At 60.1% G+C, this 19,139-nt stretch carries 20 protein-coding genes; 8 read left to right on the top strand and 12 right to left on the bottom strand.

The genetic code is table 11. The annotated features are described in order from the left end of the window. Positions 1–18: 18 nt before the first annotated feature. A complete protein-coding gene (locus CO655_RS19785; RefSeq protein WP_239792070.1) occupies positions 19–303 on the top strand; it encodes a hypothetical protein in 285 nt (94 codons plus the stop codon). A 362-nt stretch (positions 304–665) separates the two neighbouring features. Here CO655_RS19785 and CO655_RS19780 read toward each other — a convergent pair whose 3' ends face one another. Further along, positions 666–1,448: a universal stress protein gene (locus tag CO655_RS19780; RefSeq protein ID WP_097666070.1), complete on the bottom strand. Its 783-nt coding sequence runs from the start codon at positions 1,446–1,448 to the stop codon at positions 666–668. A gap of 308 nt (positions 1,449–1,756) precedes the next feature. On the opposite strand from CO655_RS19780, the gene CO655_RS19775 reads away from it, so the two are divergent. Next, positions 1,757–2,194, top strand: coding sequence for a CBS domain-containing protein (locus CO655_RS19775; protein WP_064682371.1), 438 nt, complete (start codon positions 1,757–1,759; stop codon positions 2,192–2,194). Between the two features lie 255 nt (positions 2,195–2,449). Here CO655_RS19775 and CO655_RS19770 read toward each other — a convergent pair whose 3' ends face one another. Then, positions 2,450–3,307: an SDR family oxidoreductase gene (locus CO655_RS19770; protein ID WP_097666068.1), complete on the bottom strand. Its 858-nt coding sequence runs from the start codon at positions 3,305–3,307 to the stop codon at positions 2,450–2,452. Between the two features lie 101 nt (positions 3,308–3,408). Between CO655_RS19770 and CO655_RS19765 the strand changes: the two genes are divergently transcribed. Next, positions 3,409–4,356 (top strand): LysR family transcriptional regulator, encoded by a 948-nt coding sequence (locus CO655_RS19765; RefSeq protein ID WP_097666066.1) that lies wholly within the window; start codon positions 3,409–3,411, stop codon positions 4,354–4,356. Between the two features lie 338 nt (positions 4,357–4,694). On the opposite strand, the gene CO655_RS19760 is transcribed toward CO655_RS19765, so the two are convergent. The 5 genes from CO655_RS19760 to CO655_RS19740 form a co-directional block, all read right to left on the bottom strand. Further along, positions 4,695–5,591 carry a LysR substrate-binding domain-containing protein gene (locus tag CO655_RS19760; RefSeq protein WP_097579779.1) on the bottom strand — a complete coding sequence of 299 codons (897 nt, stop codon included), beginning with the start codon at positions 5,589–5,591 and terminating at the stop codon, positions 4,695–4,697. 401 nt (positions 5,592–5,992) lie between these two features. After that, positions 5,993–7,015, bottom strand: coding sequence for a porin (locus tag CO655_RS19755; protein WP_097666064.1), 1,023 nt, complete (start codon positions 7,013–7,015; stop codon positions 5,993–5,995). A 711-nt stretch (positions 7,016–7,726) separates the two neighbouring features. Further along, positions 7,727–8,215 carry an Lrp/AsnC family transcriptional regulator gene (locus tag CO655_RS19750; protein WP_004678404.1) on the bottom strand — a complete coding sequence of 163 codons (489 nt, stop codon included), beginning with the start codon at positions 8,213–8,215 and terminating at the stop codon, positions 7,727–7,729. Positions 8,216–8,284: 69 nt separating this feature from the next. After that, a complete protein-coding gene (locus tag CO655_RS19745) occupies positions 8,285–8,917 on the bottom strand; it encodes a uracil-DNA glycosylase family protein (RefSeq protein WP_010029093.1) in 633 nt (210 codons plus the stop codon). Positions 8,918–8,921: 4 nt separating this feature from the next. Further along, a complete protein-coding gene (locus CO655_RS19740) occupies positions 8,922–9,479 on the bottom strand; it encodes a thermonuclease family protein (protein WP_097666062.1) in 558 nt (185 codons plus the stop codon). Positions 9,480–9,585: 106 nt separating this feature from the next. Between CO655_RS19740 and CO655_RS19735 the strand changes: the two genes are divergently transcribed. Next, positions 9,586–11,121: a HAMP domain-containing sensor histidine kinase gene (locus CO655_RS19735; protein ID WP_097579774.1), complete on the top strand. Its 1,536-nt coding sequence runs from the start codon at positions 9,586–9,588 to the stop codon at positions 11,119–11,121. 1 nt (position 11,122) lies between these two features. Here the strand turns inward: CO655_RS19735 and CO655_RS19730 are convergent, their stop codons facing one another. Together CO655_RS19730 and cobT are read right to left on the bottom strand one after the other, a co-directional pair. Continuing rightward, positions 11,123–11,506 (bottom strand): diacylglycerol kinase, encoded by a 384-nt coding sequence (locus CO655_RS19730; protein WP_096761863.1) that lies wholly within the window; start codon positions 11,504–11,506, stop codon positions 11,123–11,125. A 141-nt stretch (positions 11,507–11,647) separates the two neighbouring features. Beyond that, the gene (gene cobT / locus CO655_RS19725; protein WP_096761864.1) at positions 11,648–12,664 is read right to left on the bottom strand and encodes a nicotinate-nucleotide--dimethylbenzimidazole phosphoribosyltransferase; all 1,017 of its coding nucleotides are present in this window, start codon (positions 12,662–12,664) and stop codon (positions 11,648–11,650) included. Positions 12,665–12,835: 171 nt separating this feature from the next. Between cobT and CO655_RS19720 the strand changes: the two genes are divergently transcribed. Genes CO655_RS19720 through CO655_RS19710 form a run of 3 tightly spaced genes read left to right on the top strand, consistent with a single transcriptional unit; the run spans position 12,836 to position 14,550 of the window. Next, positions 12,836–13,618, top strand: a complete 783-nt coding sequence (locus CO655_RS19720) for an adenosylcobinamide-GDP ribazoletransferase (protein ID WP_097666060.1) — start codon at positions 12,836–12,838, stop codon at positions 13,616–13,618. Positions 13,619–13,636: 18 nt separating this feature from the next. Continuing rightward, entirely contained in the window at positions 13,637–13,849 is a 213-nt protein-coding gene (locus CO655_RS19715) for a DUF1289 domain-containing protein (RefSeq protein WP_097605264.1), read from the top strand. Then, entirely contained in the window at positions 13,849–14,550 is a 702-nt protein-coding gene (locus tag CO655_RS19710) for a TIGR02281 family clan AA aspartic protease (protein ID WP_010029052.1), read from the top strand. Before CO655_RS19715 ends, CO655_RS19710 begins: the two co-directional genes overlap by 1 nt. Before the next feature lie 9 nt (positions 14,551–14,559). On the opposite strand, the gene CO655_RS19705 is transcribed toward CO655_RS19710, so the two are convergent. After that, positions 14,560–15,828 carry an MFS transporter gene (locus CO655_RS19705; protein ID WP_097666058.1) on the bottom strand — a complete coding sequence of 423 codons (1,269 nt, stop codon included), beginning with the start codon at positions 15,826–15,828 and terminating at the stop codon, positions 14,560–14,562. 432 nt (positions 15,829–16,260) lie between these two features. Between CO655_RS19705 and CO655_RS19700 the strand changes: the two genes are divergently transcribed. Next, complete coding sequence (locus tag CO655_RS19700) at positions 16,261–16,698, top strand: EamA family transporter (protein WP_097605266.1); 438 nt, start codon at positions 16,261–16,263, stop codon at positions 16,696–16,698. 117 nt (positions 16,699–16,815) lie between these two features. Here CO655_RS19700 and CO655_RS19695 read toward each other — a convergent pair whose 3' ends face one another. Together CO655_RS19695 and CO655_RS19690 are read right to left on the bottom strand one after the other, a co-directional pair. After that, positions 16,816–17,577: an ABC transporter permease gene (locus CO655_RS19695; RefSeq protein WP_004678436.1), complete on the bottom strand. Its 762-nt coding sequence runs from the start codon at positions 17,575–17,577 to the stop codon at positions 16,816–16,818. Then, positions 17,574–18,500: an ABC transporter ATP-binding protein gene (locus CO655_RS19690; RefSeq protein ID WP_097605267.1), complete on the bottom strand. Its 927-nt coding sequence runs from the start codon at positions 18,498–18,500 to the stop codon at positions 17,574–17,576. The genes CO655_RS19695 and CO655_RS19690 overlap by 4 nt, the downstream gene beginning before the upstream one ends. Positions 18,501–19,139 lie beyond the last annotated feature (639 nt).

The raw sequence follows: 19,139 nt of genomic DNA, 5'->3' as shown, positions 1-19,139 counted from the left end.
CTTGAGCCGGAGCCTAAAATGGAACCTGTCGCTGCGCGCGAGGTTGATAAGCAGGAGGATTCAGTTATGGCCAAATGCGACCAGTGCGGCAACGATTATGACAAGGCCTTCCAAGTAAATCTGGGAAATGAAACCTACACCTTCGATAGCTTCGAGTGCGCTATTCAGAAACTCGCTCCGGCCTGCCCGCATTGCGGCGTCCGGATCATCGGGCATGGCGTCGAGCAGGGCGACATCATTTATTGTTGTGCGCATTGCGCCGAGCAGGAGGGAGCCGACGCTCTTACCGATCGCGCGCCTTGAGACAGTCTTCGGTCTCTGCCTTATACCGGCGGCCTATTCGGGAAGCCCTTTGTCGTTTGGGTTCGGTGCCGGCGTCTCTCTTGTATCTCGTGGCGGATGTTGGCGATCGTCAGACTCCGCGGGGGCCGCCTGGTCGTCGGAACGGTGGACAGGCTGCTCTTTAGGGTCGATCCTTTTGGCGGGCGCAGCAATTTTTCTAGGCATAGCCAGTTCCTCTAGCTTCACTGACAAGAACCGACTGCCCCACTGAAGGTTCCGAGTCCAGAAGCGCTGCTTGGTTCGGAATCGGTGTCACCAAACTGCGTCGCGCGGGAACATGCTCAAAGAGTTCATCGAGCAGATGGCCGGTCGCAAGGCTGCGTTTAGTGCGACATTAATACCGGCATCGAAATGTTGTTCAGCAGATCACGCGTCGCACCGCCGAACATATCTTCGAAAAGCGGCGAGTGGCCATAGGCACCGCAGACGATCAGATCTGCGCTCTCTCGGTCGAGGCCGGCAAACAACGCACTGATGAAATCCGTCTCCCCCGTGTTCCGCCATCCTTCCAGGGTGACCCGAACTCCGTGCTGTTCGAGATGACGCTTTATCTCTTGAACGTCTGCGTTTGTGTCGCTGTAGTTGCTCGCGAAGACGAACAGAAAAACCTTGCGTGCTGCCTTGAGGATCGGCATTGCGTCGTGAACGGCCCTCGTTGACTCGCGGCTGAAATTCCAGGCAATGACTACCTGCTCGCCGATTGCGTCTTCTCCTGTCCAGCCCGTTGGAAGGACCAACATGGGAACCCCGGCTGTCACCAGAATTTCTTTGGGGACTGCTGAATTGGAAAGATGGCGGCGGTCTGGATGCGGCTGTGTCGTTACCAGAAGATCGGCGCAATGGGAAAAAAGCTGCTCTGCGTCATGAGCCTCCGGCCGTGCCGCGTGATATTGGAAATCGAGGCCAGCTTTCCGACCTGCGGCAGCGAATTCAGCTTCAATCGCCCGCGCAAGATCGCGGCTCTCCCCCTCCAGTGCTTCTTTCGTGCTGACGTTGACTCCGATCAATCGGGCTTGATGCTTGACAGCGACGTCAATGGCCGTGCGCACACGCGCTGCGCAATCTTCCCCGACGTCCAAATAGACAACGATATCTCTGTAGGCCATAACTTCCTCCATCCACGAACGCCCATGGCCATGTGGTTCACCTGCTCGGTTCGCTGTCGTGGGAGTCATCAGCAGAGTCGTGGTCGAAGGCGAATCTCATCAGCCTGAGCAGTTAATGTCCATTGACGCCGTCTGTTCCGGACGTGGCTGCAAAGATTTCAAACTCAACGGTTCGCGTCGGGTCGATTTCGACGACGGCACTCCGGCACGCAATCAGACGACCGGGTCGTGGCAGGAACGTTTCCCAACGGCGCGCGTTGATTCTCCTTATCCCGTGCGAGAGCGCGGGCAGCAGCAGGGAGGTTATCATGAAAGTCAGCAATTGCATGACCACAGACGTGCAGATCACCGATCCGGAGCACACATTGCGAGATGTCGCCTCAATGATGGGACGTCTCGATGCCGGCGTTCTCCCAGTGGGCGAGAATGACCGGCTGGTCGGCATGATCACCGATCGCGACATCGCCATTCGTGGCGTGGCAGAGGGCAAAGGCCCCGACGCAAAGGTCCGCGACGTAATGAGTACCGATGTCAAATACTGCTTCGATGACGAAGATATCGAAGACGTCCTTCACAACATGGGGGATCTTCAAGTGCGGCGCTTGCCGGTGCTGAACCGAAGCAAGCGGCTGGTCGGCATCATCTCGCTTGGCGATCTCGCCATGAAGGGCGAGACCATGGAAACAGGCAAAGCACTGAGCGACATTTCGCAACGCGGCGGTCCACATTCACAGACGGCCCACTGACGGTCCGCGTCGCGCCACAAAAAAGCTGTCCACGGGCCGGCGGTCATCTGCTCATTCAACTCTCGACTCTCGCTCCAATGCCTTTGGCGCGAGAGTTCTGCAATTGCGCACATCAGGACGCTTCACGTGGCTCCGTTTGTTATGGTCCGAGCGCCAGTTGTCCGACTTGAACGATGACAGGCCGCCGCTCGAGCTTTTTCCCGCCTGTTGCGAACGCTCAGTAAGCGAGCGTCACGCGAACTACTCGGTTCTACTTCAACGCCACGTGGCGATGTGGTCATTGACAAAATCAACAAAGTGACGCGGAGGATGCCCGGTAAGCTGCAAGACGTCACCGGTCACGTCGGAGAAGAAACCTTGTTTGGCGGCGCGATTCAGGCCCATCAGCCAGTCGATCACGATCGCAGGCAAGCCCATGCCGCGCATAGCGTCTTCGGCGGTGGCCTCTGGAATATCCACATAGCGTACCTCACGACCCAGAGCGCGCGAAACAATCTCAAGCTGCTGGGCATCGGTAAGGGCCTCGGGGCCGGTCAGATCGTAAGTCTTGCCTGCATGGGGTTCTGGGGCGGCCAGGATGGCGGCAGCGGCCCCCGCAATGTCACGCACGTCAATGAGACCCATGGCACCATTGCCGTGGGGCGCGTGGACTGCACCCGCGCGAATCTCGCCAGCATGAAAATTCACCAAATTCTGCATAAACATGTTTGGCCTGAGCACCGTCCACGTGATGCCGCTTTCGGACAGCAACGCGTTTGTCTGACCCTGCATACGAGCCATCGAGACATCGCTGCTTGGATCAGCACGCCAGCTAGATGAGCGCACGATGTGCCCTATCCCCGCGGCCCGCGCCGCTTCAATAGCATTGGTTGCGAAGAGCTCCTGCTGTGGAGCAACCGGCAGCAAAAGAAACAATCGATCATAGCCCTGAAAGACCTGCTTCAGCGACTCGATGTCCGCAAAATCGCCTTGGACGTAGGAGACGCCATTTGCGGATTGGACTGCCGTCGAGCTCATGACGGAAAAGTCGAGCTTAAAGTGGGTTAGGGCCTGGACGAGTTCGCGGCCAACAGTGCCGGTTCCGCCGGTGACGAGGATGCGCGGGGTGTTCATGAAAGCTCCAGAACTAATTTCGTTGGCTGCACTTTAGGCAGACGTCGAAAAGGAGTACAGGTATCGAATCTTTAAAAGCTTTCAACTGAGTATTGAAAATCATGCGGCAGATTCATGGTCTCGTGTCATTCGTTGAATCGGCTGCGAGTGGCAGCTTCACCGCTGCGGCGGCGCGTCTTGACCTCACGCCCGCGGCTGTCAGTAAGAACGTTATGCAGTTGGAGCAGCAGTTGGGCGTGCGTTTGTTCAACCGCTCGACGCGCAAGATCGTGCTGACGGCAGAGGGACGGGAGTTCGCACAGCGTGCAAGCGAGGTCCTTCGTGCACTCGACGATGCTGTGAGCGATGTCTCCCGCGCCGGCGGCGAGGCAGCCGGTCGCGTGCGCATTTCGGTGGGCGCGTCGATTGGTCGACGCTACGTGCTGCCGCTGCTCCCCTCATTGGCGGCTGCACATCCTCGGTTGGAATTGGAGGTGAGCCTAGACAATCGAGCGGTCGATCTGGTAGCCGAAGGCTTTGATATCGGCGTGCGGGGCGGTGTGATCCGTGATTCCAGCCTGATTGCACGGCGTGTGTGCCGGCTGCCAATGGTGCTGGTCGCCTCGCCGGGTTACCTGCAGAGGCATGGCATCCCCAGGACGGCGGCAGATCTGGCTGCCCACAGTTTGCTGGGCGTGCGTTTTCCATCCGGTAACGTGGGCACTTGGCGCTTTCGGCGGCCAACCGGCCGAGGTTTTGTGGAGTTTGAACCGTCGGCGCGCATCTGGGGCAGCGACCCCGATGCGATGGTTGATCTTGCGTTGGCCGACGCGGGCATTGTGCAGGCCGGCCTGCAGCGCGTCGCTCCGATGCTGCGATCCGGCCACCTCAAGCTGATACTGCACGAAGAGCATTTCAGCGAAGAGCGAGAAATCGTGCTGCACTACCCACATCGACAGTTCCTTAGCAAGCGGGTACGCGTGGTCCTGGATGCGCTGCTTGCACACCTCGCATTACAAGCCGATCTTCACCTGGATCACGCCAACTTGCCGCCCGACTGGCGTGCCTAATTCCCGTCATCGGCGTCTTGTGGACCGGCCAGAGCGACGCTCCTGCCTCCCATGATCTTCATGTGATGTGTGCTTGGTCGGCAAGCGGTTTAAAGCGGTACCAATGCGGCGCCGCCGTGCGCTCGCAACCTCCACGACACCTGCGGAATACTCCGTTGCAAATCGGAATTGCAAACCAAGTCGAATATAGCGACCATTTGCCACCAAATGCTGTGGGGATATTAGGTAGGGCCTGGTCGTCTGAGGGCGCTACCTCCATCGGCTGAAGCCCCAGGATTAAATCGACGGCCAGATCTTCGGCAAAACATCCCGGTAGGGCCGAAGCTCTCGCCTGGCCGTCAGTGATGCCTGGATTTTTCGACCAGAAAATCGATCAGCACTCTTACCGCCGGCGGCATGCCCCTGGCCGTCGTGAAGACGATATAAAACTGGCTTTCTTCCGACTGCCATTCCGGCAGCACCCGCACCAGCCTGCCAGCCTGCAGATCCGCCTCGCAGGCGCTTTCGAGCAGCAGCCCGAAGCCGAGGCCGGCGCGGGCTGCATCGAGAATGGCGGTCATGCTGCGGCAGGTCAGCCGCGGCTGATGCCGGATGACCCGTTTGTCATCATTCGGACCGATGAGCTCCCAGGTATGGAATGTCACCCACGAGGTCATCGCCAGAGTCGGCTGATCGGCGAGTTCGTCCACGCAATTCAAACCACCGCTGCGCTCCACGAGCGACGGACTGGCGACGAGGATGCGCCGCGCCCGGTCGAGCTTGCGCATCGTCAGGCTTGTCTGCGTCTCCGGCTCGTTGGTCGCCCTCACCTCGAGGTCGATCCGTTCGTTGATGAGGTCGGCGCGCCGGTCGGAACCGATGATTTGCAGCTTGATCTTTGGGTAACGTTCGAGGAATTCAGGCAGGATCCCGCCGACGGAGATGTCGACAAGACCGAGCGGGCAGGCCATCCGCACCACGCCCTGCGGGTCGGACTGGGCCTCGGTGACGATCGATTTGGCACGATCGGCCTCCTGCAGAATGGTCTGGCATCTTTCGTAAAAAGCCTGGCCGATCTCTGTCACCCGAAAGTGACGGGTCGAACGCTCTATCAGCCGTGCGCCGAGCCCGTCCTCAAGCCGGCTCACCCGCCTGCTGAGTTTCGAACGCGGTATCTTCAGATCGCGACTGGCCGACGCAAATCCACCGCTGGAGACGACGGCTGCGAAATAATAGTAGTCGTTGAGATCTTCCATAAGAACAAGCTATCCGAGAGTAGGAATGAATGCTGCCCGCTGCAAGGGTTGTATCCTCTCTCCCAAAAAGCTGTAATCACATTGTCGGCATTGGATTTTCTTTCCGCGACCCGTCGCGGCAAAGCAAACCGATGCCCATCGGTCGATTTGATTTCTCTTGTGATGAAGAGATGGGAAGCCTCAATGAAGGCTGGCAGGATGCCGACGCGCGATACGCAACATGCCGGTCGGCCTACCTGGATGGCGATCGAAAAAGACTGCCATGAAGATGGGAGCAAAAACGCTGCAAGGACGGTCCGGCAGGGAAGACCGGACCCGTCCCCGTAGCTGATCGGAGGTCACTCGGATCAGAAACTGATTGCGTGCCCCCGGTCCGAAGACCGGGAGCATCACTAGGTCGATTAGAACGAACGCTGCAGGCGGAAGTAGCCAGCCGTCGAGTCGTCGTCGTTTTCCGGATCGAGGTACTGAACCGAAGCCTTGGCGTAGAAGTTGTCGACGATCTGGTAATCAACCGTCAGACCAACCTTCCAGGCGTCACCATCGCTGAAGTCGTCGCCGGCAACGTAGTAGTCACCGTAGTACTGGACGCCAGGAGTGATCTTGAGCTTGTCGGTTGCCTTGATTGCGTATTCGGCAGCGACAGCCCATTCAGCTGCGGAGTAGTAGGAGTTCGGGCCGGAAGAGTATACGGCAGCGAGGCCGAGCGTACCGGGACCGATTTCAACCGTACCCATTGCACGGACAGCGCCGTCTTCGTTGTCGAAGTCCCAGCCGCCGGTGATCTGGTAGCTGAACGCACCAGCAGTGCCGCCAACGCCGAAGGCAACGCCAACGTTGTTCGGCTCTTCGCCCGTCTTGTAGAAGCCGTCTTCCAGTTCGTCGACGCTGATGCCGGCGTAGAAGGTGCCGCTTTCGTACTGATAACGGAGCGAGTTATGCAGGGTTACGATCGAACCGATGTCGTCGGTTTCGCCGGAGAGGCCGTCGTCCCACCAGCTGTAGAAGAGACCAGCGCGGAAGCCCGCGATGTCGATGTAAGCGGAGTCGAGGATGGCATCCTGTTCCGTGGCATTGTCAGCATTGAACTGCATGACGATGACGCCGGTCAGCGGACCATATTCGGTGTCGCTCTTGGCCGTGAACTGAACCTGGCCGCGCGTACGAGCATCCCAGTCAGAGTCGTTAGACTCGGAGAGATTGAGCGGCTGGTCACCAACGTCAACCTGGAAACGGATGTAACCCTCGATCTTGAGGCAGGTTTCGGTGCCGGGGATGTAGAAGTAGCCGGTGCCGTAAGCGTCGCAGACGCGAACATATTCAACCGGTTCCGGCTCGGCAGCAACGATAGCGTCAGCTGCAAGAACCGGCGTCGATGCAGCAAATGCTGCTGCTGATGCGAGCAAAACCATTCTGATGTTCATTTACCAATCCATTCCTTTGTCGATCGGGGCTGGCTTCCAATCGGGTAGTCGATTTGAAGCCGGCCCAGTTTGAACAGCCATCTCGGCGTGCGGATCGATCGAACCGCCAAACCGTCATCACATACCGGGCGTTATCAAGCAATTCTCGATATACACGGGAGGGGTCCGATCGAAGCACTTTCCTCGAAAGCGTGATTTTTATACAACAATTTCAGATATTTAGCCAGAAAACACGACAAGCGGCCCCGCGACGGAAATCTCCATCGCAAGCCGCAAACGCTAGCCCCATTGTCAAATTCTCCACCGTCCGATCCCCTATCGGACATGCTGGTGAAGCATAAACTCTACCGCCGGCGAATGAACATATACAAGGCAGCGGTGTAGAACATGGTGTCCTGAATTCGATACCAATGAGACAAAATGATGACACAAGCACTCACTGATGCCACACATCATAGCCGTGCAATCGTTACCAGGCTATATACTTTTATGAGATTTTGGCGAAATCGGAGCCTTTTTTCGCTGCTTTTCTGGCTTTTTTCTGCAATTGCGACCGCTTTCTCGGGAAAGCCGCATTTCGTCCGGCGCATTCCTGCATGCGGTCGAATCGCCTGAGCCGGCCCGACTCAGGCATGCAGTACACGACCGCAGCCTATCGTCCCGATACAACCTGCCAGACACATTCGGTGCGATCGCAAATCACACCCGGCGTCAATCCTCGTTGGATTTGGCGTTCTCGAGAATCATATAGTCCAGCGGCAGCTGCGTCGAATACTTGATCTGCTCCATCGCAAAGGCGGAGGAGACGTCGCGAATCTCGATCTTTGCGATCATCCGCTTATAAAAGGCATCGTAGGCGGCGATATCGGGCACGACGACTCGCAGGAGATAATCGACATCACCGCTCATCCGGTAGAATTCGACCACTTCGGGGAATTCGGCGACCACCTCGGAAAAGCGGCGCAGCCACTCGATCGAATGGGTGGCCGTGCGAATCGACACGAAAACGGTGACCTTGGTGTTGACTTTCTCGGGATCGAGGATGGCAACACGACGCTTGATGACGCCGTCCTCCTCCATTTTCTGGATACGCCGCCAGCAGGGCGTCGTCGAAAGACCCACTTTTTTAGCGAGATCGGCAACGGCAAGCGTCGAATCTTCTTGCAGCAGACGCAGAATTTTTCGGTCGAGGCGGTCCATGCGCACGTCAGTCCTTTCGAATTATTTTCTTTGTATAACTCGATTCCGCCCAACGAAAAGAATTTTGTTTCAGGAAAGCAGCATTTTCGTCCGCTCCTGCAAGACAGGCAGCAGTTCTTTCTCGAACCAGGAATTGCGTTTCAGCCAGCCGCTGTTGCGCCAGCTCGGATGCGGCAGCGGCAGCACCGCCGGCGACCGTCCGGACATGAGACTGTCGCGCCACCCCCGCACCGTCTCGGTCATACCGCCTCGCCCCCCGCCGGCCATATGCCAGGCCTGTGCATATTGGCCGATGACCAGCACCAGTTCGATCTGCGGCATCGCCGAAATGACTCTTTGCCGCCAGAACGGCGCACATTCGCGCCGCGGCGGCAGATCCGCCCCCTTGTCGTCGTAGCCTGGAAAGCAGAAGCCCATCGGCACGATGGCGAACCGGTCGCGGTCGTAGAATGTTGCCCTGTCAACGCCGAGCCACGATCGCAGCCGGTCGCCCGAGGCATCGTCGAATGGCAGGCCGCTCTCATGCACACGAAGTCCGGGCGCCTGCCCGGCGATCAGGATGCGGGCGTTCGAAGAAATCACGGCCACCGGCCGCGGCTCGTGCGGCAACCGGCGCGCGGCGCCCTTTGCCGGCGCGTCGCGACAGATGCGGCAGGCGGCGATTTCACGCCGCAAAGTTTCCAGCTCGGCCTCGTCGGTCATGGCTTTACTCCCATCCGACGATCCGCCCGATGAAGCGCAGCGCCGCGTCGAAACCGGAATTCTGGCGGGCATGGTCGCGCACATCGCGCGGCCGCTCGAAACTTCCGGCCCACATCCCCGCCTTCGCAATCCTCGCTTCGGCCTCCTCCTTGCCGTAACCGCCATAGGAGATGGCCATGCCCCGCCGCACCATGGCGGCATTGACGTCTCCGCCTGCCCCATTGCGGCAGACGACGAGCAGCCTGTCGTAGCGGTCGCGCCGGTTGCCCTGGCAAAGCGTTCCCGATGCCAGCACCATCTCCTGCAGCGCCTGGCGCGCGGCGCGCCCGCAAGCCCAGACCGCTCCCGCCCGCTCGCAGCTCTGATTAAGCTCCGGGGCGTCGATGCCTTCGAGGCGGAAGCGTTCCCGCCCCAAAGACAGACTGTCGCCATCGGCGGCATGAAAGGCGCCCTTATGCCTGATGGCTGCAGTATCGTTGACCTTGGCGGCGATCAGCGCCAGGAGCGCCAGCAGGGCAAAAGCGGTCACGCCGTCGCGAATCAGGCGCAGGCCCCGTGTCACGCTTTCGCCTCCTTAAAAAACAAATCCTTGGCAAAGATGGCAAACATCTTCTTAAGAATTGCCGGTTAAGCTCTTATCCACCCTGGGATGAAGTTTCAACGTGCACATGAGTACCGGCGTAAGCACATCGACCGACAAGATTATCGTCGACAGGTCGCGCAGCCACCGCAACAAGGCCGTTTCCAAGGCCGTGCGGCAGACGCGCGAACGTCTTCAGTCCGGCCATGCGTCCAATTCCTCCTTCGACCGTGATGTACTCAAGATGTACATCGCGTCGATGCTGCAGGGCGCGACGATCATGCCGCTCTTTGTCGTCATCATTACCGGTCTCGGCGTTTATTTCACCCAAGATACCCGATTGCTCTTCTGGGCGCTGCTAACGCTCACCTGCCACACCGGCAACATCCTGCTCGCGCGGCGCGCGCGCCGCCAGGAAATTACCGCCGAGAGCGCCCGCAAATGGCGCCGCCTGCTGCTCTCCGGCCAATTCCTGGTCGGCTGCTGCTGGGCCGTCTTCGCGCTGCAGAGCTGCGACACCTGCGAGCCGTCGAGCTTCATTCTCTATAAGGGCGCAACATTGCTGATTGCGCTCTCCGTCACGGCGATGTCGAATTTCATGCTGACGCCTGCCGTGCTGGTCGCCTTCGCACCGGCGGTCCTGGCGCTCGGCGCCAAGAGCGGCCTGTCGCGCGACCTCCTCGAAATCAGCCTGACCGGGCTGTTCACGACCACCCTGGTCTTCTTCAACTATATCAGCGACCGGCTATTCAAATCGAACCTCAGGATCCTCTCCTATCAGTCGGAGAAAGACGACCTGATCGCCGAGCTGGAAGTGGCGAAATCGATGTCTGACGAGGCGCGTCGCCGGGCCGAAGAGGCAAACCTCGCCAAGTCCCGCTTCCTTGCCTCCATGTCGCACGAACTCAGGACCCCGCTCAACGCCATTCTCGGCTTTTCCGAGGTGATGTCGGCCGAAGTCATGGGGCCGCTCGCCAATCCGACCTACAAGGAATATGCCGGCGATATTCATCGCTCCGGGCAGCATCTGCTCGATCTCATCAACGAAATCCTCGACCTGTCGCGCATCGAGGCCGGCAAATACGAACTGAGCGAAGAAGCGATCTCGCTGCTCGATATCACCGAGGATTGCATCGGCATGGTGCAGCTGCGCGCCCGCGCCAAGAACATCGCCATTTCGGATCAGTTCGAGCGGCAGTTGCCGGCCATCTGGGCCGACGAGAAGTCGATGCGGCAGGTGGTGCTCAATCTTCTCTCCAATGCCGTCAAATTCACGCCGCAGGGCGGCGAAATCCACGTCAAGGTCGGCTGGACGGCCGGCGGCGGCCAGTACATCTCGATCAAGGATAACGGCCCCGGCATTCCGGAAGAAGAGATTCCCGTTGTCCTGTCGGCCTTCGGCCAGGGCTCGATCGCCATCAAGAGCGCCGAGCAGGGCACCGGCCTCGGCCTGCCGATCGTCCAGGCGATCCTTGCCAAGCATGACGGACAGTTCCTGCTGAAATCGAAGCTGCGCGAGGGCACGGAGGTCATCGCCATCCTGCCCGCCAAACGCGTGCTCCAGAGCCTGCCGGCTGTCGAAGAGGCTCAGGCCGTCGCGCGCAAGCGCAAGAGCTTTGCCTGATTCAACCAAAAAATAGGTGTTTGCCGAGAACGAAGCCGAGATAAAGGCAGCAGGCGGCGATCATGCAGGTCACCGCGAAGGAACCGAGATCCTTGGCATGTTTGCCGACGATCGATATCTCCGGCGAAATCCGGTCGATCACCTCTTCGACGGCGGTATTCATCGCCTCCATCGAAAAGAGCCCGAGAAACAGCAGAACCGCCACGACGATCTCGCCGGCCGTCGCGCCCACCAGCGCCAGCGCTGCGATCGAAACGACGAAGAAACCAAGTTCCTGGCGGAAGGCTGCCTCTTTCAGCACACGCAGAAAGCCCGCCCAGGAATAGCTGGCAGCGGCGATGAAATGCCGAAATCCGGTCTCTTTCGTCACCGCAGGCTTGGTCAAGACGCCCTCTCCTCTTCCTGTTGCGCCCCAGACCGGGGAAGGACTTTGCCGTCTCCCCTTTGGTGAGCGAATACGCAGATACCCAATCCACCTCGGCGGCGCAAGCGAACCGGAGCCCGCATCACCGGTGCTGCCATGGCCTCAATGCTTGCCGCTCACGCCGGCCTGGGCAAAGGTTGCCATGCCGGAATGACAGGCGGCGGCGGCCTTGACGATGCCGGCGGCCAGCGCCGCACCGGTGCCTTCGCCGAGCCGCATGCCGAGCGCCAGAAGCGGCGTCTTGCCAAGCATCTCGATCGAGCGCAGATGCCCGGGTTCGGCCGAGACGTGGCCGATCAGGCAATGATCGAGCGCGGTAGGGTTTGCGGCTTTGAGGATCGCCGCCGCGGCAGTCGCGACATAACCGTCGATCAGCACCGGAATGCGCTCCACGCGGGCGGCAAGAATGGCGCCGGCCATCGCCGCAATCTCGCGCCCGCCGAGGCGCCGCATGATCTCGAGCGGATCGTCGAGATGGTCGCTATGCAGCGCCACTGCCTTTTCGACCGCCGCAATCTTGCGCTCCAGCATCTCGCCTTCAGAGCCGGTACCGGGTCCCACCCAGTCCCGCGCCGAACCGCCATAGAGGGCATAGTTGATCGCAGCCGCGATCGTCGTATTGCCGATGCCCATCTCGCCGATGCAGAGTAGATCGGTGCCGCCGGCGATCGCTTCCATGCCGAAAGCCATGGTCGCGGCACAGTCACGCTCGGAAAGCGCCGCCTCCTCGGTAATGTCGCCTGTGGGATAATCGAGTGCCAGGTCGAAGACTTTCAGGCCGAGATCATAAGCCACGCAAATCTGGTTGATTGCCGCGCCGCCGGCTGCGAAATTCTCGACCATCTGCTGCGTCACGGCCGGCGGAAAAGGCGTGATGCCGTGCCTAGTGACGCCGTGATTGCCGGCGAAGATTGCCACCAGCGGCCGGTTGACGGCGGGTGGGCGACCGGTCCAGGCGGCGAGCCAGAAGGCGATTTCTTCGAGCCGTCCGAGCGCACCCGGCGGCTTGGTCAGCTGCGCGTCGCGTTCGCGTGCGGCCACCAGCGCGCGGGCATCCGGCCCCGGCAGGTCGCGGAGCAGGGTACGGAAATCGTCGAACGGCAGGCCTGAAACGCTCATCTGTGCGGTGTTCCTATGAATCGGCTATTCTTGTTTTCACGCAAACCACTTGTTTGCGTCGAGCAAATCAGCTTCTTTGCGGTGGCTCTCTCTTAAAGCCGGCGAACGAAGCGAACAACACCAAAAGCGCCGCCGCGACCATAAGCCGGGCCTCCGGCAGAACGAAACAGAATGAAGATCAAGGATTATGCGGTCGATACCGCCCGCGCCGTCGCCTTCCTCAGCCGCCTTCCCATGCCGCCAGCGCTGTTCAACGGCTATGACGGCAGGCTCGGCCGCCTGGTGCGCGCCTTTCCCTTCGCCGGCCTTCTCATCGGCTTTGTCCCAGCCCTCGCCCTCCTCCTTCTTCTAGGCCTGCGCGCCGATCCACTGGTAGCCGCACTGGTCGCACTTGCCGTCCAGGCTCTTGTCACCGGCGCGCTGCACGAAGATGGTTTGGCCGATACCGCCGACGGCATCGGCGGCGGCAAGAGCCGCGAACAGAGCCTCAGCATCATGAAGGACAGCCGGATCGGCACCTATGGCGCCATCGTACTCATTCTCTCCTTCGCGATCCGCGCAGCAGCGCTTGCCGCCATTGTCCGCCATTCCTCGCTGCTCGCAGCAGTCCTTGCCATTCCCGCCGTCGCGGCGCTGAGCCGCGGCGCGATCGTCTGGCATTGGCAGCGGCTGCCGCCGGCAAAGGCCGATGGCGTGGCCGCCTCCAACGGTCAGCCGGATGAGGCGGCGATGCATTTTGCACTCGTCTCGGCCGGTTTCCTCGCAACGCTTCTGATCTGGCCGGCATTCGGCCTGCAGCCGCTCGTCGCCAGCCTGCTCGCCACCGGCGCCGCAGGATTTGCTTTCACCGTCTTCATCCGCCGCCGGCTTGCCGGCCACACCGGCGACACGCTGGGGGCAACGCAGCAGATTTGCGAAATCGCCACTTTTTGCGCCCTTGCCACAGCTCTTTGAAACTCCGATATATCCTCCATGCAAACACCCTGCATTCACGTCTGTTCCATGGTTTCAGCCACCGGTTTTTGCGCCGGATGCGGCCGCACTCTTGAGGAAATCGGTGGCTGGATGACCTATACTGATGCCGAGCGCGGAGGGATCATGGCGCTGCTGCCGGCGAGGCTCGCAGCCGCGGCCACGAGGAGCCGCATGAAAACAAGCCTCGCCGCGCGGCCGGAGCAGCCCTGATGATCCGTTTGACTGTCCTCCTCGTCGTGATCGGCATCGGCCTTGCCGTGCTGATCCTCAACAATGACGGCAGCCGCATCCTCGGCCTGCAAAGCGACGATTTCGGCCGCTTCGTTTACCTGCTGCCGATCGCGCTGATGCTGTCGGCCGGCATCTGGGGAAGCCGGCGCAGCGTCGGTGAAACCATGCGCCAGATGATGATCTGGCTGGTGATCATCCTGGCGCTCATCACCGTCTATCTCTATCGCCAGGAAGCACTTGGAGTCGGCAACCGCCTGCTCGCCGGCCTCGTTCCCGGCCGTGCCGTCGTCGTCACGACGAGCGAGGGTGGCGAGGAAATCATCCTGCACAAGCTGTTGAACGGCCATTTTGAAGCCGACGTCAATGTCAATGGCCGAACGGTCGAGATGCTTGTCGACACCGGTTCCAGCATGGTGGCGCTCTCGCACGAGGATGCCGAACGCATCGGCATCGACCTCACCGGCCTCACCTACTCGATGACGGTCATGACCGCCAACGGCCGCAGCCGCGCAGCCCCGATCACGCTCGACCAGGTGGCGATCGGTCCGATCGTCCGCAACAACGTCGCCGCCAGCGTCGCCGAGGACGGCCGACTCGACCAGAGCCTGCTCGGCATGAGCTTCCTGGAAACGCTGGGCTCCATGCAGATGCAGACCGACGAATTGCGCCTGCGGGATTGAACCGGCGGATTAATTTATCCCCGATCCGCGTTCTGCGGCCTCTCGATCAGGAACGTCGACCAAACCTGCGAAAAGCGCTGCCGACAAAGCAAGCGACGCCGATGTCAACAACATCGCGAACAACGTCGGAATCGCGCCGGCCTCCCGGAGAGACAGTCCGGCGATCGAAGCGATCAGCGCTCCGCCGGCGATCGACATGGCAGCGGCAAGGCCGGCAGCGGTGCCGGCGAGATTGGCACGAACCGACATCACCCCCAGATTGGCGGCGGGAAAGGTCAAGCCATTGCCGATGCCGATGAACATGCAGGGTCCGAAAAACGCCAGGATATGTGTGACGCCCGACATCGACAGGGTCAGCCCCAGCAGCAGACCCATGCAGGTCGTTACGCGCGCAATAACGAGCGTGATGCTAAGCGATTTTCCCGCCAATCGGGCAGCGAGATAGCTGCCCAGAATGAACCCTGCGGGAACCATTCCCATGAAGAAGCCCAGCTTCGCGCTCGATCCGCCGAGCAGTGAACCGACGGCCAAAGATGCGCCTCCGAGAAAGATATAAAGAGTGCCGGTGGAGCAGGCCATGCACAGCGTATACGCCCAGAACCGCGACGAACCCAGGAGCTGCCGATAGGAGGCAAGGTAATTGCCTCTCGGTCTCGACGCATGTCCGGCGGTTTCCTTCAACTCGCGCATGGAAATGGCAAGGATGGCAGCGCCAAGCAGCGCAAGAGCAACGAAGATCGCCCGCCACCCAAACGCCTCGTCCAGAACGCCGCCGAAACTCGGACCGAGCATTGGGGCGATTGCCCAACCCATGGCGGCGTAGCCGATCCTGTTGGCAGCCTGGCCCTCGCCCGCCGTCTCCTTGATGACGACAAGAGCGACGCAGAAACAGGCGGCGATCGACGCCTGCATCACGCGAAACAACAGGAAAACGCCGATATTGGGTGCGAGCGCGCAGCCGATCGAAGCAATGATGAAAATCGAAACGGCGATCAGCGCGACCGGCCGGCGCCCGTAGCGATCCGACATCGCGCCGGCGACAATTTCCGTCACGGCGTTGATGATGGCATAGCCCGCAATCGAAAGATTGACGAGGGCGAAATCGGCCTGAAACGTGGCTGCGATGTTCGGCAGCGCCGGCAGATATATGTTGACCGGTAATACCGAAAGCGCCGTCAGCAGCAGGAGGATCGTGCGTCGGGGTGCGGCGGTCGATGTCGTGACCGTCTTCTCGGTCAGGCGGCTGCCGAAAGTCTGAACGGAATTATCGCGTGTCATGGTCCTGCCCGTCTTGTCAGCGAGATTTCTGGAGAGTCTGACGAGGCGCAATTCAGGGCACAAAAAAAGCCCCGTCAGGAGCTTGATTTACCGCGCATGGGGCTGATCGCCGGATGGTTACACCATCCTGCCCATGCGCTTTATCACCACGACAAGAACCATTGCGATCTTCATGACCGCTATGGCTAGACGAATATTTCTACCTCGTCAACGTGAGGTTTCACCGCCCGTTGGAAATGCACGCCGGCTAACCCGTGCGGCCAATGGCGCGATGCGTGCTTTACGGAAGCGGCCGGATCTGTCACCTTCGCTCGCAAAACAACAAGACCACAAAGAGCAAAAAGAAACTCCTAGTCTGGTGGCACCCCGCATGTTCGATCGGCCTTCGCCTGAGGCGAAGGCTTGACCTATGGGTGCGACAGGAGTTTCGCGATGAATTCACTCTGGCCGATCGTCATCGGCGGCATTCTGCCCGCCATTTTCTGGGGCATCACCGCCATCTTCCAGAAGCAGAGCGCCACGTCCGCCACCGGCTCCGCCGTCTATCTGATCGCCTTCGGCGCCGCCTGTGCTCTCGCCGGCCTGATCGCCGCGCTGATCTGGCGCCCTGCCCCCTGGACCGCCGCAGGTCTTGGTTTTGCCGCCACCGCCGGCGCCTGCTTCGCTTTCGGCACCGGCCTCATCAGCTTCGCGCTCTTCGCTTACGGCGTTCCCGTCTCGAAACTCGCGCCGATCTGGAGCTGCAACGTGCTGGTGACGCTGGCAATCGCTGCCCTCCTCCTCGGCGAAGCCTCCGACTTCGATGTGGTCAGGCTCGTCGCCGGCACCCTCCTCATTCTCTCAGGCGCTCTCCTCGTCAGCAGCGCCTGAGGGGAAATGCGCAAGATAAGACAATCAATAGGAGACAAGGACTTCGCCGATTATCGGTCGCTGCCTTACTACCAGATCGATAGCGTCATGGGCGTATCCGATGACGCGCGGTCAGGGTCAGTTGCGCAGCCGATAGCCGGTCTTGAAGATCCAGCCGAGCGTGCCGAGGCAGATCGCCAGGAACACCGTGATCATCGCCAGGCTGGTCGCCGGATTGACATCGGCGATCCCGTAGAAGCTCCAGCGGAAGCCGCTGACGAGATAGAGGACCGGATTGAAGTGGCTGACTGCCTGCCAGAAGGGCGGCAGCATGTTGATCGAGTAGAAGCTGCCGCCGAGGAAGGTTAGGGGCGGCACCACTAGCATCGGAATAAGATTCAGCTGCTCGAAATTGCCGGCCCAGATGCCGATCATGAAGCCGAACAGGCTGAAGGTGACGGCCGTCAGCAGGAAGAACAGGATCATCATGAAGGGATGCTCGATCCTGACGTCGACAAAGAGATTGGCGGTCAGCAGGATAATGAAGCCGATGATCATCCCCTTGGTCGCCGCCGCCCCGACATAACCGAGCAGGATTTCCGTCATCGCCACCGGCGCCGACAGCACCTCGTAGATCGTGCCGGTGAATTTCGGGAAATAGATGCCGAAGGAGCCGTTGCTGATACACTGGCCGAGCAGCGTCAGCATGATCAGGCCGGGTGTGATGAAGGCGCCGTAGGATACACCCTCCACTTCCTGGATGCGCGAGCCGATCGCCGCGCCGAAGACGATGAAATAGAGCGATGTCGAAATCACCGGTGAGATGACGCTCTGCAGCAGGGTGCGGCGCGTGCGCGCCATCTCGAAGAAATAGATCGATTTGATTGCTTCGACGTTCATTTTGCCGCTCCCACCAGGGCCACGAAGATGTCTTCGAGCGAACTCTGCCGCGTCGAGAGATCCTTGAAATGGATATTGTTCTCGGCCAGCCGGGTGAGCAGGGTCGCGATGCTCTCCTGCTCATTATCGGCATCGAAATCATAGGTCAGCCGGCAGCCATCGGCTTCCAGCGTCAATCCGTTGCCGGCAAAACAGTCCGGCAGCCGCTCGAGTGGTTCGATGAGATCGAGGATGAGCTGCTTGCGGCCAAGCTTGGCCATCAGCGCCGCCTTGTCCTCGACGAGCAGCAATTGCCCGCCATTGATGACGCCGACCCGGTCGGCGATCTCCTCGGCCTCTTCGATGTAATGCGTCGTCAGGATGATGGTGACACCGGAAGCCCGCAACTGCTCGACGACATTCCACATATCCTTGCGCAGCGTCACGTCGACGCCGGCGGTCGGCTCGTCGAGGAAAAGAATCTCCGGCTCATGGGAGAGCGCCTTGGCAATCAGCACACGCCGCTTCATGCCGCCGGAGAGCTGGCGCAGCATGTTGTCCTTCTTGTCCCAGAGCGAGAGCGCCCGCAGCACCTTCTCGATATGGGCAGGATTGGCCTTCTTGCCATGCAGCCCACGGGAAAAGCTCACCGTATTGAACACTGTCTCGAACTGATCGGTCGTCAGTTCCTGCGGCACAAGCCCGATCATGGAACGGGTGGCGCGGAAATCCTTGACGACGTCGTGACCGGCGACCAGCACCTGCCCGCCGCTCGGATTGGCAATGCCGCAGATGATCGAGATCAGCGTCGTCTTGCCGGCGCCGTTCGGTCCAAGCAGCGCCAGGATCTCGCCCTTCTCCACGTCGAGGTTGATGCCCTTCAGGGCCTCGAACCCATTGGCATAGGTCTTGGTCAGGTTCTGAACGGAAATAATGGGGGCCATGCGGAACTCTTGAGGATTCTCGAAGTATTTCGGCCCGCTATATAGTTCGTCTGTGACGGTTTGACATCCTTCGGGAACGTGAACACTGCATTCACGCAGCGCCAACACCGTTACTGGCGACAACGGAGTCACTCACTGGCGACATGACCAAGATGCCGGCTTTTCGGCTATCACCGCAACGATCAAGCCGGTGAAAAGAAAGATAACGGCCGGTTTGGAATGTCATCATCCGGTGATCTTGATGCCCGATAAGAGGGCCGAGGCAAGCACCGGCATCCGCCCCGCCGCCCATCCCTTTGCGGAGCCGTCCTTCGGCGTTCTCGTTGCGCCCTTTACCGCTGCCTCGGCTTGTAGTGAAAGTTATTGTTCAGTCACGAAGTGTTTGGAACCGGCGAGTATCCCATGTCCAGCCGCGTTCGTCTCAGCCGGCCTCTGCGCCGGCTTTCTTTTTAGTTGTCGTTCACCGCGAGATATGAGTCTATCCCTGTATTACACGCCCTTCATTTTGCCCTTCGCTTGTGCTCCGTGCATTCGCGGCTTTGCCGCTCACCCCCTCATCTTCCCTAACGGGCATCTTCTCCCCGCTGGGGCGAAGAGGGAGCAAGCTGCGCGGGTCATCATTCCTGGAGCAAATGTCTC

It is taken from the genome of Rhizobium sp. M1, assembly GCF_002531805.1.
Classification (GTDB): domain Bacteria; phylum Pseudomonadota; class Alphaproteobacteria; order Rhizobiales; family Rhizobiaceae; genus Rhizobium; species Rhizobium etli_C.
Note: the sequence above shows the minus strand (reverse complement) of the source record. Positions and strands in the feature narration are given on the sequence as shown.

Coding starts and splice junctions, on each gene's coding strand:
- CO655_RS19775 (WP_064682371.1), top strand. CDS start 1,757: ATGAAAGTCAGCAATTGCATGACCACAGACGTGCAGATCACCGATCCG.
- CO655_RS19755 (WP_097666064.1), bottom strand. CDS start 7,015: ATGAACATCAGAATGGTTTTGCTCGCATCAGCAGCAGCATTTGCTGCA.
- CO655_RS19720 (WP_097666060.1), top strand. CDS start 12,836: ATGAAGATCAAGGATTATGCGGTCGATACCGCCCGCGCCGTCGCCTTC.
- CO655_RS19700 (WP_097605266.1), top strand. CDS start 16,261: ATGAATTCACTCTGGCCGATCGTCATCGGCGGCATTCTGCCCGCCATT.
- CO655_RS19715 (WP_097605264.1), top strand. CDS start 13,637: ATGCAAACACCCTGCATTCACGTCTGTTCCATGGTTTCAGCCACCGGT.
- CO655_RS19750 (WP_004678404.1), bottom strand. CDS start 8,215: ATGGACCGCCTCGACCGAAAAATTCTGCGTCTGCTGCAAGAAGATTCG.
- CO655_RS19705 (WP_097666058.1), bottom strand. CDS start 15,828: ATGACACGCGATAATTCCGTTCAGACTTTCGGCAGCCGCCTGACCGAG.
- CO655_RS19745 (WP_010029093.1), bottom strand. CDS start 8,917: ATGACCGACGAGGCCGAGCTGGAAACTTTGCGGCGTGAAATCGCCGCC.
- CO655_RS19780 (WP_097666070.1), bottom strand. CDS start 1,448: ATGGCCTACAGAGATATCGTTGTCTATTTGGACGTCGGGGAAGATTGC.
- cobT (WP_096761864.1), bottom strand. CDS start 12,664: ATGAGCGTTTCAGGCCTGCCGTTCGACGATTTCCGTACCCTGCTCCGC.
- CO655_RS19765 (WP_097666066.1), top strand. CDS start 3,409: ATGCGGCAGATTCATGGTCTCGTGTCATTCGTTGAATCGGCTGCGAGT.
- CO655_RS19690 (WP_097605267.1), bottom strand. CDS start 18,500: ATGGCCCCCATTATTTCCGTTCAGAACCTGACCAAGACCTATGCCAAT.
- CO655_RS19760 (WP_097579779.1), bottom strand. CDS start 5,591: ATGGAAGATCTCAACGACTACTATTATTTCGCAGCCGTCGTCTCCAGC.
- CO655_RS19785 (WP_239792070.1), top strand. CDS start 19: ATGGAACCTGTCGCTGCGCGCGAGGTTGATAAGCAGGAGGATTCAGTT.
- CO655_RS19710 (WP_010029052.1), top strand. CDS start 13,849: ATGATCCGTTTGACTGTCCTCCTCGTCGTGATCGGCATCGGCCTTGCC.
- CO655_RS19735 (WP_097579774.1), top strand. CDS start 9,586: ATGAGTACCGGCGTAAGCACATCGACCGACAAGATTATCGTCGACAGG.
- CO655_RS19695 (WP_004678436.1), bottom strand. CDS start 17,577: ATGAACGTCGAAGCAATCAAATCGATCTATTTCTTCGAGATGGCGCGC.
- CO655_RS19770 (WP_097666068.1), bottom strand. CDS start 3,307: ATGAACACCCCGCGCATCCTCGTCACCGGCGGAACCGGCACTGTTGGC.